Annotated in this window: 10 protein-coding genes; 5 read left to right on the forward strand and 5 right to left on the reverse strand. The window is 39.9% G+C overall.

Annotation, left to right across the window (positions count from 1 at the left end; translation table 11 throughout):
• Positions 1–314 precede the first annotated feature (314 nt).
• Positions 315–1,652 (reverse strand): T9SS type A sorting domain-containing protein, encoded by a 1,338-nt coding sequence (locus tag WG954_RS01965; RefSeq protein WP_340433100.1) that lies wholly within the window; start codon positions 1,650–1,652, stop codon positions 315–317.
• A 134-nt stretch (positions 1,653–1,786) separates the two neighbouring features.
• On the opposite strand from WG954_RS01965, the gene WG954_RS01970 reads away from it, so the two are divergent.
• From WG954_RS01970 to WG954_RS01980, 3 genes are all read left to right on the forward strand, one after another.
• Positions 1,787–2,089: a YtxH domain-containing protein gene (locus WG954_RS01970; protein WP_182802183.1), complete on the forward strand. Its 303-nt coding sequence runs from the start codon at positions 1,787–1,789 to the stop codon at positions 2,087–2,089.
• 100 nt (positions 2,090–2,189) lie between these two features.
• Positions 2,190–2,951 (forward strand): Bax inhibitor-1/YccA family protein, encoded by a 762-nt coding sequence (locus tag WG954_RS01975; RefSeq protein ID WP_340433104.1) that lies wholly within the window; start codon positions 2,190–2,192, stop codon positions 2,949–2,951.
• A 121-nt stretch (positions 2,952–3,072) separates the two neighbouring features.
• Positions 3,073–5,127 carry an OPT family oligopeptide transporter gene (locus tag WG954_RS01980; protein WP_340433105.1) on the forward strand — a complete coding sequence of 685 codons (2,055 nt, stop codon included), beginning with the start codon at positions 3,073–3,075 and terminating at the stop codon, positions 5,125–5,127.
• Between the two features lie 155 nt (positions 5,128–5,282).
• Here WG954_RS01980 and WG954_RS01985 read toward each other — a convergent pair whose 3' ends face one another.
• The 3 genes from WG954_RS01985 to WG954_RS01995 all read right to left on the reverse strand — a co-directional run bounded on the left by WG954_RS01985 (position 5,283) and on the right by WG954_RS01995 (position 9,192).
• Complete coding sequence (locus tag WG954_RS01985) at positions 5,283–6,335, reverse strand: glycosyltransferase family 4 protein (protein WP_340433107.1); 1,053 nt, start codon at positions 6,333–6,335, stop codon at positions 5,283–5,285.
• Positions 6,336–6,495: 160 nt separating this feature from the next.
• Positions 6,496–7,692, reverse strand: coding sequence for a DUF1501 domain-containing protein (locus WG954_RS01990; RefSeq protein WP_340433109.1), 1,197 nt, complete (start codon positions 7,690–7,692; stop codon positions 6,496–6,498).
• 75 nt (positions 7,693–7,767) lie between these two features.
• Complete coding sequence (locus WG954_RS01995; protein ID WP_340433111.1) at positions 7,768–9,192, reverse strand: DUF1800 domain-containing protein; 1,425 nt, start codon at positions 9,190–9,192, stop codon at positions 7,768–7,770.
• A 425-nt stretch (positions 9,193–9,617) separates the two neighbouring features.
• On the opposite strand from WG954_RS01995, the gene WG954_RS02000 reads away from it, so the two are divergent.
• Together WG954_RS02000 and WG954_RS02005 are read left to right on the forward strand one after the other, a co-directional pair.
• A complete protein-coding gene (locus WG954_RS02000) occupies positions 9,618–10,607 on the forward strand; it encodes a zinc metalloprotease (RefSeq protein WP_340433113.1) in 990 nt (329 codons plus the stop codon).
• Positions 10,608–10,752: 145 nt separating this feature from the next.
• Positions 10,753–11,727: a zinc metalloprotease gene (locus tag WG954_RS02005; protein WP_340433114.1), complete on the forward strand. Its 975-nt coding sequence runs from the start codon at positions 10,753–10,755 to the stop codon at positions 11,725–11,727.
• Positions 11,728–11,797: 70 nt separating this feature from the next.
• Here the strand turns inward: WG954_RS02005 and serS are convergent, their stop codons facing one another.
• The gene (serS, locus tag WG954_RS02010; protein WP_340433115.1) at positions 11,798–13,069 is read right to left on the reverse strand and encodes a serine--tRNA ligase; all 1,272 of its coding nucleotides are present in this window, start codon (positions 13,067–13,069) and stop codon (positions 11,798–11,800) included.
• Positions 13,070–13,113: the final 44 nt, after the last annotated feature.

Here is a 13,113-nt window from a genome sequence, read left to right on the forward strand (position 1 = left end):
TACATGTTTCCAATTAGAAAGTAAAGTAGAACTTATTTTGCAATTTGAAAAAACTATACCCAACGATTCTTCGGGTAAATATATTTAATACCCGCATAGAAAAACGAAAAAAATGCAACCAGCTTCTAAATCAATATGCAATTACGAACTCTCTTTTTCGCTTGATGACAATGGAAAATAAAATTATATCGTCTTAGCTTCTTGTGTTTTTTCACAGTTTGGTCGGGCGGAAATTGTATGTCCCGACTTTTTGATTCGCTGGTCCACTATAAGATAACTGATGAAATAAACCCACCAATTGGTGGGTTTATTTTTTATTGTTTGATGAACTGATGTGCCTGCTGTTCTTTTCCGTTCGTTATTCTTACTACATAAGAGCCTTTCGCCAATGATTGTATTGGTATTGATCGTTCATTTATTCCTGCTGTTGAATTTGTTGATGAACGATAAACAGTTCTTCCATACAGATCAATAATAGAAATAATAAGTAGTTCTGGTTTTTTTGCAGTCCATGTTACCTGCAAACTGTTAGCAGAGGATTGAAACACTTTTGAAATATTTACGAATTCGTCTTCACGGACAGAAGAAGTAACACCATCAAATACTGATGGTGTAAATGCAAGGCCTTTAAAGGTTGTATTTGCGGCGGCTGTTGCTAATGTTGTGAGTGAAGCGGTCATGTTGGCATTGTAACCAGATGCATCAACAAGTGAGTAAAGATTGGTGTTACTGGTTACATAAAGTGTTACTGTGGTACCATTAACTGTTCCTGTTAAACCACGGGGAGCAGTAATTGCTTTTGAATTATTCTTCACCCATGAGCCAGCAACCAATGAATACTTTGTTAGTGTATTAGCTAAAGTCCCGCCGAAGTTGTTACCATCGCATACATATAACACATCAGGCCCGGCAACGGCATTATCCAGATCAGCAAGGAAAAAACCGAGAGGCGTGGAATTTGCAGTTGGTAATCCCGGAAGATTTGTAATTGTGGGAGCCACCGTTACAGGGAAGGTTCCCGAGAAAACTCCAACTGAAACATTGTTGAATTCGCAGGAAATGTACAATTGGTTATTAAATACGTTTAACTGATAATTAGAAAGGTTTGCAGTATTCACAGACAAAGATGTTGTTCCCCCAAGTGTAACATAACGAACACCACCACCTCCGTTAAGATTTGAACCTGCTACAGCAATGTCTGTACCATTTGGACTATACGCACTCTCAACACTTTCGCCACTATATGCTCCTGTAACAGTAGTTGTATTGATCACTTCATTTTTATCGATTCGTGCAATAACCCTTGGAACAATAGCCGAAGTGAATGAAGTAAGAGGTTGCGAAAACTCATCTACATCATAACCCGGCAGAAGCAGGTAACGGTTATCGAGTGATAAAGTAACAAGCCCTCCATAAGCATTATTACTCAGCATAAACTTCCTGTTTGCACCCGATGTTGTAACAGGCATGGCAACTGTTTGCACAAGTGTGCCGGTGGTTGTATATTCATCCAAGAAACATCGGGCAGCGGCATTACCGTTATAAACGCTACCATTGCCTAACCTTACTACGACAAGATTGCCGGTTGTAAACTGGGCATCGCAGAAAAAAACAAAAAATAAGAAAATTGCAGATAGATAGCTTTTTTTCACACACAGAAGTTTTGGTATTCACAAATATAAGGTCTGGAGCACGCTGTTATTTTATTTTCTGTTCACAGTCGTGACTTGCTGGCACAACGCATCAACTGGACTGATAATTGATATACTATATTAAACACACAACTATGGTCAACCCCAAACACATCGCAACATTCCTGCTGGGCGCAGCAGCTGGTTATGCCTTGTTCAAGTACAACAGCATGACCGATGAAGAAAAAGAAAAAATGTATGCCGATCTGAAAGAGAAAGCCAATAAGCTGAAAGATGAGGCAGAAAAATCGTTCAACAAAGCCGGTGATTATTTTGAAGAGCTGAAGACAAAAGGCTCTGAGAATATGAAAGACTATATGAGCGAGGCGGAGAACATTTTTAATGACGTATTTAAGAAGAAACCGACGGAAAGCAACGGCAGCACAGGCAATGTTTAGAAACTCTGTTTTTTTATGCCATAAGACTTAGTTAAGCCTTGTGGCATTCCTATGTCATACCAAATTATCTATTAACTTTAGTGTTCTAAATTAAATGCCCATGTCTTTATTTAAATCAGGTAATCCTACTCTTAGTGAAAAACATTTCGACCAAACCGGATCAGCTTATTCCGGCGATACCATGACCGTTCGTGGTACCATGAACAAATTTGGTTTTTTAATGATCATGGTAATGGCCGGAGCAGCTTTTGCATGGCAATGGTTTGATGCAGGTAAAAGCATTTTTCCGTTGATGATCGGTGGTGCATTGGGCGGTCTTGTAATTGCTCTTGTTATCACCTTTAAAAAAGAATGGAGTGGCTACCTTGCTCCCGCTTATGCTATTGTTGAAGGTTTATTTGTTGGTGGCATCTCCGCCTATTTCAACTACATCTTCCAGGAAAAATATCCGGGTATTGTTACACATGCTGTGTTACTCACTTTTGCCGTAGCAGCAAGTATGTACCTGCTTTTCACATTGCGTATTATTAAAGTAACAGAACGTTTGCGTTCTATTCTGTTTGTTGCCACAGCCAGCATTGCTGTTTTTTATCTGCTCACGTGGGTTCTCAGTTTCTTCGGAATTAATTTTGGGTTCATGTCTGCCAACAACGGATCAATGTTCAGCATTATCTTTTCACTGGCAGTGATTGGCATTGCAGCATTCAATCTCTTACTTGATTTTGATATGATCGAGAAAGGAAGTGAAATGGGTGCGCCGAAATATATGGAATGGTATGGTGCATTTGGATTATTGGTGACATTGGTTTGGTTATACCTTGAAATACTTCGCCTCTTATCTAAGCTTAACAGCCGAAAATAATCATCAAATTCTTTTAATAATAAAATCCCTGTGCCATGCGTGGGGATTTTTTGTTGTGCACATCCTGCCCCCATCTCTCAAAAAGTTTTTCCTATCTTCCTTTTCTTAAATCAACTGCCGTATGTCTGAGCAAAAGTTTCAACCCTTTGTTCCCGATGACAGCAAGATGGCCGAATTCACTGTTAAGAGTGTTTTGGTTGGCGCTGCGTTCGGAATCATCTTTGGTGCATCAACAGTTTATCTCGCATTGAAAGCCGGTTTAACCGTAAGTGCATCTATTCCAATTGCTGTAATTGCAATTACACTAGGAAGATGGGCACTCAAAACAACCATTCTTGAAAATAACATCATTCAAACAACAGGAAGTGCAGGTGAAAGTATTGCTGCAGGCGTTGTGTTTACGTTGCCGGGATTTTTATTCCTGAGCGAAAAAAGCAGTGCCCAGTTCTTCAACTATTTCACTATTCTTACACTCGCTATTTTCGGAGGCATACTCGGTACATTGATGATGATACCGTTGCGGCGATCACTTATTGTAAAAGAACATGGCACCCTTCCCTATCCTGAAGGCACTGCCTGTGCCAGTGTTTTAAAGGCGGGTGAACGGGGCGGCTCATTTGCCAAAACAGCTTTTATGGGATTGGGCTTTGCATTTGCTTATGCTATACTTCAAAAAATCTTTCATGTAATTGCTGAGACTCCTTTTTGGATGACGAAGCAGGCAAACAAATTTTTTCCTTCAGCAAAAGTGAGTGGAGAAATTACGCCTGAATATTTAGGTGTGGGTTATATCATTGGGCCAAAGATAAGTGGAGTATTGGTTGCGGGTGGTGTCATTGCATGGTTTGCCTTTACGCCTTTAATGGCTTCTCTTGTACCACCCGATACTATTGCTCTGCAATTAGTAAAACTTGGTTATCTCGGAGGTCTTGATGTTGCAGGTGGTCCCGGTAGTTGGGATCCTGCTACACATACTTTTGCTGATTATTCAACGGCAATTTATCGTGCATACATCAGGCAAATCGGTGCCGGTGCTGTCGCAGCTGGTGGCTTCATTACACTCATCAAAACAATTCCAACAATTGTTTCATCTTTCAAAAGCAGTATTGGTTCTATCAAGAAAGTTGATGGCCAACCTGTAGAAGTAAAAAGAACAGAACGTGACCTCAATATCAAGATCGTTGGTATTGGCAGCATTGTATTGATCTTATTGATGGCTGTATTACCACAGGTTCCCGGCGATAATATCGGCAGTAAATTATTACTTGGATTACTTGTAGTGATATTTGGCGCTTTCTTCGTTACCGTATCATCACGCATTGTTGGTTTGATTGGTTCTTCTAATAACCCAATCAGTGGTATGACCATTGCGACACTTATGGGCACCTGTCTCATCTTTATTGCTGTCGGTTGGACCGGTAAAGTATTTGAACCAATGGCGCTTGTTGTTGGTGGTATGATCTGTATTGCAGCAGCAAACGCCGGTGCAACATCACAGGATTTAAAGACTGGCTATATAGTTGGTGCCACACCAAAATATCAGCAGATCGCTTTGTTTGTGGGTGCAGTTGTTTCTTCAATTGCAATTGGGGCAACTATTAAAGTACTTGATACGCCAACAGCTGAAATGCTTTCACAAGGAATTACACATGCTATTGGAACCGATAAATATCCCGCACCACAGGGTACATTAATGGCTACGCTTATCAAAGGCATTCTTTCATTCAATCTCGATTGGCAGTTTGTATTGGTTGGTGTGTTCATCGCCATTACAATGGAATTATGCGGTATTAAGTCATTAAGCTTTGCTGTTGGTTTGTATTTGCCGTTGTCAACTACTCTACCCATTTTTGCCGGTGGCGCTATTCGTGGTATTGTTGATCGCAAGAAAAAGAAATCAGGTGAAGTGCTAACTGCTGAAGAAGAAGATTTGGGCAAAGGAAATCTCTTTGCAACAGGTCTTGTTGCCGGTGGTGCATTGGCAGGAGTTTTAGTTGCCATCTTATCAGTAAATGATTCTATTGCTGCTTCTCTTGGAAAAGTAAATGCAGAACATGGACTTGTGGGTTGGCTTGGTGAAAATGGATATTATCTGTTGGGCGCTATCTTCTTTGCAATAATGGGCTTTACACTTTATCGTATCGGTATTAAGAAAACAGAAAAGATAGAAGAATAATTATGAGTTATTTGTCCGACGCTTTCGTCAGACAAATAAACTTAAACCTTCCGTCAGACGAGGGTGTCAGACGGAAAAAAACAAAAGCCTCCTATACGGAGGCTTTATTCTTAAAACTACAACTATGCGAACGGGTAAGTAAGTACAGAATTTAATCAGATCAATCCGAGTAGAGAAGCAGCTGCTTTTGCAGGACGAAGAATAAAGAATTCCTGTGCAGGTCTTGCTGCAACTTCTTCATACAACTCAGTGTATTTATTGGTAATGTTATTGATGCTGTATTTGTAACGCATCTTCCAGCCGTTGTTCACTAATTGATCACGGTATGCTTCGTTCTCAATGACGTTTAAAATACCACGGCGGATATCAAGAATATTATAAGGATTTACTTTGCAAGCTGCATCATCTGAAATTTCATCCATTGGTGAAATGCGGCTCGTCACCAACGGGCGACCAACAGCGCATGCTTCAAGGATCGGCAAGCCAAAACCTTCATAGGTTGAAGCAAACACAACCATATCGCACAATTCATATTGATGTTTCAATTGATCGAACGAAAGATTGGTATGTGTTTTAAAATCGATTTTATTTTCCTGGAGGATCAGTTGTGTTTCTACATCCAAACTGCCAATGATATGTAATTCACAATTCACACCTTTTAATGCTTTAGCCAGGTTGTGAATGTTTTTGTTTTCTTTTGTACCTATCTGAAGGATACGTGGCTTTTGAGCATTAAATTTCTTTGGTGTAAACTCAAAGCGAGGATCAAAAAAGTTCGGAACAACTTTCACCTTATCTGCATTTACGCCAGTGAGGTTGATCAGTTCACGTTTTGTTTTTTCGCTGATGACCGTAATGGTGTTGGCACGCCACATTGGTAGTTGATACCAAAAGAATTTAAACAACCAATACTTAAGATTTGTCTTATTGTATTTTGTTAAGAACACACAGTCGTGAATGGTCAACACCGTGTTACGCTTTTTCATACCAAGCGATACATAATGAATATCACCTGTGATGTGGTTGATCTGTGATTGACTGCTGCGTGACTTGAAAATATTTGCGAAGATGTTGCGGATAGAAGGCACCTCTACTTTATTAGCTTTAATGCCGGTTGTTTCAGCAACCTGGGCCTGCACATTATCGAATAATGATTCGATACTGAATGCATGAAGCCTTTTTTTACGGAAGAAGTAAGATACTTCCATAGGAATTGGACGATGTTTGGTTTCTCAAATAATTGGACAATACAAATATAGACGGCATCTGAGCCTTAAACAATAGGAGTTTTCACCTAAAAATCAGACAGTAATTTTACGAGATGCGGGGTGGGCCACACTTAATGTGTTGCAAAGCCGTTCTCCGTTATTAAATGAAATCCAATGGTTTAATGGACTGTTTTAAAATTACATCGGCATCTGCTTCCATCCATTTGTTGAGAACAGTTGCGTACACCTGCTTGAAATCGAGTTGGAATTTTACGTCGCCATCATCAAGGTTTGTTAGATCCGGTAAAGGGTTATATATGCCTTGTTTTTTCAAACCACCACCGATGAAGAACATATTATTGGCTTTACCATGATCGGTACCATTACTTGCGTTTTGTGCCACTCTTCTTCCAAACTCAGAGAATGTAAACAACAATACATCATTAAAACGGTTATTGGCTTTCAGGTCTTTTACAAAAGCTTTTACAGCATCATTCAGTTCAGTAAACAAACGTTTCTGTTGACCTTCCTGGTTAATATGAGTATCAAAACTTCCCAAAGAGATATAATACACTTTGGTATTGATTTCACTAAAGATGAGTGATGCAATTGTTTTTAATCCTTTTCCTAAATCGGAGTTGGGATATGATTCTGCTGATGGGCGCTGCTTGCTTTGTTTGAAAATATAATCGGCACTTGAAATAGTTTCGGCCATTGTCTTATATAAATAATCAACCGGGCGTTCATGTTCCTGCTGGTGCTGTTTCATTATTTCTTTGAAGTAACGTTCCTGGCTTGTAGTGTACAAACGTCGTGGATCTTCAACAGCAATACCTTTAATATCATTGCCTTTCAATGCAAGACTTAAAACATCATCAATTTCCAATGCCTGTGTTGGTTTATCACAACCTTTGCATTGGTCATCTAAATATCTGCCAACCCAACCGGTGTTCCAGTAATCACGACTGTCACTTGCCGTATGCCAGATATCCATACTGCGGAAATGACTTTTATCAGGATTAGGATAACCCACGCTGTTGAAAATGCCCATGCTGCCTTCATCATACAATTCTTTAAACGCAGTGAGTGATGGATGCAGACCTGCTTCATCTGTTAACGCCAACGCTGCATTGCGTTGAATACCTAAACGTGGGCGATTACTGTAATACAAATCGTTTCGATAAGGAATCACTGTATTTAATCCGTCATTACCACCACTCAATTGAATGATGACCGTTACTTTATTTCCGGGAGGTACTAGCTTTCCTGTTTCAAATGCTTTTAGAAACTGTGGCATCAGCATCGATGCTGTTGCAAGTGATCCTATCTGAAGAAATTCTTTACGTTGTATAAACATGAGGCCGGTTTTAGATTTTAGAATGACGATTGCAGATATAAAATCCGACATCTGCAATCCGACATCAGAAATTGTTTAGCACATTTGGTATTCAGGTGTACACATCAACTGAATGACAGCTGTTTGAATATAGCGTTCACGTGTTGAAGCATCTACAAATTTTTCAACAGTTGCTTTGTTCATCTTGCTGGTATCAGTTTGCCAGACATATGAAGCAATATTGCTGAGCAATTGCTCCCGTGATGTTTTTTCCAGTTGCTTAATGGCAGGCTCCCATTTAATGGTTGTTTGCACTACTCTGCCGGGCATACGTCCTGCTTTACCCATTTCCTGATCGTCATCACTTTTTGCTTTGAACTGAAACGCTTCTTTAGTTGCCATTAATTGTGGAATACGCATACGGAACATGAGCGACGAACTATCGATCCAGTTGAACCCTCCGGGCCAACCTGCCACATTTGGTGGATAGAATAATATTTGTCCCAATACTTTCTGCAAAAACAATTGCGCATCTTCGTTTTCAATCTGCATCGGTAAGGAACGTCGGATACCAACCAGCAGATCAACCGGCGATTTTACTCTTGAACCAATATTCTTCTCTTCGTAAAACCAATCGCTGGTGAAAATATCTTTCAATATTGTTTTGATCTCGTATCCTGATTTGTAAAATCGATCCGCCAGCCATTTTACTTTTTCCTGGTCAACTTTTTCATTCACAAAATACCTATACATCTTGTTAGCAATGTAGGTGGCTGTTTGTTTCTGTTCGAGTAAGAGATCAAGAATATCATCACCATCAAAATTACCTGTGCGGCCCAACACTGTCTTTGTGCCATCATCATGTTGATTAGCCCTGAAAATAAATTCACCATCTAATTTAAACTGCCAGCCTGTAAATGCACGTGCAGCTTCTTTAATATCCTTTTCGGTGTAATTACCACGGCCCATGGTGAACAACTCCATCACTTCACGTGCAAAGTTTTCATTGGGCTTTTGTTTGCGGTTCTGTTGATTATTGAGAAAAGCAAGCATGGCCGCACTGCGACTTACTTCTTTCAGCAATGTGCCGAAATTGCCAAGTGCATTAGCACGAATGACACGTAACAATTCCTGTTGATAGAGTGAATTAAGATTGCGACATGCAAAATGACCGTGCCAGAAGAAAGCCAGTTTTTCACGGAGTTGCTGTTCACTGTTCACCATCTCATCAAGCCATTCAAGATTAAGATTGCGGATATCTTCTCTTGACTTCTTTTGCATTTGCTGTCGTTGCTCCTGTGTTAATTCTGTGCGCCTGATACCGTCAACACCATTCATCAATCCATCCACAAAATTGTTGGCCACTTTTAGTGGCAGCGGTTCTTTGCGAGATGCTTTCTCAAGCGACTCGTATAATTTAACAGGGGACGTTTTGTTTAGATCGTTCCATTGCTCAACTGCAGGACCAAAGCCTGCCCGCCATAACAAATGCTGATTTTTTAACTTTACTGATACGGCCATATATAGATTTATTGCGTTAAGACCTACTCAAACTCCGATAGTTTAAATGTAAACGATGAAATGCACAAATTCTTTCAGGCAAAATTAAAATAGACGATACTATACTGGAACGGAACAGAAAAAAGGGCATCATATAGATGCCCCATGAAAAAAAGATAGGTGCCTTTGTAATCTGTTTAATTAATGACAATGATAAAGCAGGAGTATCAAACAAACTCCTAATGAAATGTTTCTTACAATAACTTTAAGAATCCTTGTTTTTCGTAGTTCTACGATCTACTTCTCAGTTATTCGTCATTTAACGCATTTATTAACCTGTTTGCAGCGACGTTTCAAAAATTAATTCCCATACACTAACAGGCGTAAGTGAAAAAAGAATACATTCACAAGTCATTTTTCTACACTTAAACCTAAACAACAAGTACATGAAGAGATTATCTGTATTGGCAGCGGCATCGCTGTTTCTTTTTTTTGGATGTAGTAAATCTGTATCAGACAAAGAAAACGTTGAAGAAGAAGTTGAACAATCGTTGGCCCAGGGCCGCCGTTGTGCCAGTTACGAAGTATTACAGGCTAAACTGAAAGAAGATCCGTCTCTTCAAAAAAGAATGGATGAAATTGAAGCTTTTACTGCACGTTATGCAGCACAAAATGTAGCTGGAAGACTGGATGCTAATGGAGTAATGACAATACCAGTTTATGTAAATGTTCTTTACAATACCGAAGCGCAGAATATTTCTGACGAACAAATTGCATCACAGATAGCTGTTTTGAATGAAGATTTTGCCGGTACAAATGCAGATGTAAACAGCACAAGCACATATCAATCGGTAAAAGCTAGTACAACTGATATTAAGTTTGAATTAGCTGGTATTATCCGCAAACAAACCACAGTTACTTCATGGAGCACCAACGATGCAATGAAGAAAAGTTCACAAGGTGGTATTGATCCAACTACGCCTACCACTGCTCTGAATATGTGGAGTTGTAACTTGGGTAGTTACTTAGGCTATGCACAGTTTCCAGGTGGCTCAAATGCTACTGATGGTGTTGTAATTCTTTACAGCGCATTTGGCAGCAGGGCTAAATACCCTCAAGGAACTTACATAAACTCCTATGATCTGGGAAGAACTGCTACACATGAGGTTGGTCATTGGCTGAACCTTCGCCATATCTGGGGCGATAGAAGATGCGGTGATGATTTTGTTGGAGATACTCCCGGACATGATGGTGCAAACTATGGTTGCCCTGCTCCCAACACAACAAGCAAATGCAGTGGACGACCAATTGAAATGACAATGAATTATATGGATTATACAGACGATCGTTGTATGTACATGTTTACCGCAGGTCAGGAAACACGTATGCGAGCAACTTTTGCAACTAACGGTCCAAGGGCTGGTTTGCGTCCTTAATGGCAAATCGTAATCAACATGAGAAAAAGTGACCCGCCAAATGGCGGGTCTTTTTATTATGAAACTCATCGGTTTGTTTTTAATCTTGGGTATAAGATTGTAACTTATAAGACTCAAATCATTTCATACACCTCAACTAAAACACATGAAAAATTTTCGTTTCATACTGCTATTATCCTTTGTTGTTTTGCTAGGCTGTGAAAGGAACAAGGATCAGGCAGCGCTTGCAAAAGAAAACAGCATAAAAGACCAACATGGAAGATTGTGCAAAACCTATGAAGTTTTTGCAGAACAATTAAAACAAGATCCGTCTTTGCAGAAAAGAATGGACGAGATCGAAAACTTTACACTACGGTATATGAAAGATCCGGCAGCTTATCGCTTACTGGCCGATGGCACATTAGAATTACCTGTAGTGGTAAACGTACTTTATAACACAGCCGCTCAAAACATTTCTGAAAGACAGATCAATTCCCAAATAGATGTGTTGAATGAAGATTTTGCAGCTACCAACAAAGACCTGTTTTCAACCTCAACTTACAACAATGTAAAATCCGGTAACATTAAAATAAAATTTGTTTTACAAAAAATTGTGAGAAAGAACACACCCATAACTGCTTTCTTTACTGATAATGCAATGAAGAATTCAAAGCGTGGAGGTATTGATGCAACAAGTCCTGAAACAACCTTAAACATATGGGTTTGTAATATGGTTGGGGGTATTCTCGGCTATGCTCAATTTCCCGGTGGCAACAAAGCAACTGATGGCGTTGTAATTACAACACTCGCATTTGGGAGGGGGCGTGCTTACAATTTATACGAAGAGTTTGACCTTGGTCGTACAACTACACACGAAGTTGGCCACTACTTTAATCTGCGGCATATTTGGGGCGATCGGAAATGCGGCGATGATCGTGTTGATGATACACCATTACATGCAACTTATAATTTTGGTTGCCCTCCTGTTAACAAAATCAGCACATGCGATGGCAGTATTGAAATGACCATGAATTACATGGATTATACCGATGATGCCTGTATGTATATGTTCACTCAAAAACAGGCATTGCGTATGCAGGCAACTTATGCTGTTGGAGGGCCAAGAGAAACATTAAGATAACTGCTACTGATAACAAACGACCCTTGCATTTCATTTGCAAGGGTCGTTTCAATTTTATGACAGTTATAATTTAATTCAATATATCTGCACCAAAATAGGGTTGCAATACTTCAGGTATTTTAATTCCATTTTCTGTTTGATTGTTCTCCAGTAAGGAAGCAAGAATTCTTGGCAACGCCAATGAACTTCCGTTTAATGAATGTACTAATTGCATTTTACCATTCTCGTCTTTAAAGCGAACCTTCATGCGGTTGGTCTGGTAATTTTCAAAGTTGCTTACACTGCTGCACTCCAGCCATTTCTTTTGAGCCGCACTCCACACTTCAAAATCGTAGGTAAGTGCAGAAGTGAAACCCATATCGCCGCCGCATAAACGGAGGATGCGGTATTTCAAGCCGAGGTTCTGTAACAGCTTCTCAACATGTGCTACCATTTCATCCAACACTTCATAGCTTTTATCAGGATGCACCAATTGAATGATCTCAACTTTATCAAACTGGTGTACACGATTCAACCCACGAACATCTGCGCCAAAACTTCCTGCCTCTCTGCGGAAACAAGGTGTGTAAGCCGTCATCTTGATTGGCAATTCATTTTCCTTTACGATCTCATCACGATAAATATTAGTAACAGGTACTTCAGCAGTTGGGATCATGAAAAAATTATCTTCCTGCATATGATACATCTGTCCTTCCTTATCGGGCAGTTGACCGGTACCGTAAGCAGATGCTTCATTCACCATGTAAGGTGGAATGTATTCAGTATAACCGGCTGCAGTATTATAATCAAGAAAATAACTGATGAGTGCACGTTGCAACTTCGCACCTTTCCCTTTGTACACAGGAAATCCTCTGCCTGTGATCTTCACCCCTAATTCAAAGTTTACAATATCGTATTGCTCGATCAATTCCCAATGCGGTTTTGCATCAGCGCCTAATATAGGTTCATTACCCCCTTCCTTTACATTCACATTATCTTCAGCCGTTTTACCAACCGGCACTAATGCAGATGGAAGATTTGGCAAGCGCACCAACAATTCATTTACCTTTTGTTCAAACGAAGCGAGTTCTTCAGCAATTTGTCTGGATGATTCTTTATACTGTGTTACTTCCGTTTTCTTTTGCTCGGCTTCTGCTTTTTGTCCCTTACCCATGAGCATACCAATTTCTTTGGAAGCAGCATTTACTTTTGCAGCCAGGTCATCATTCTCCAGCTGTTTTTTACGACGCAGTTCATCTAATGCAATAATTTCATCAACCAGTTCAAGGTTGGCAAAGTTTTTCACGGCCAAGCGCTCTTTCACCAATTCCCTGTTCTGGCGGATAAATGCCAATTGTAACATAACTCAAAAATTTGCGGCAAAGATAAGATTGAAGTACGAAGTAC

The sequence above is a fragment of the Lacibacter sp. H375 genome (genome assembly GCF_037892425.1).
GTDB lineage: Bacteria > Bacteroidota > Bacteroidia > Chitinophagales > Chitinophagaceae > Lacibacter.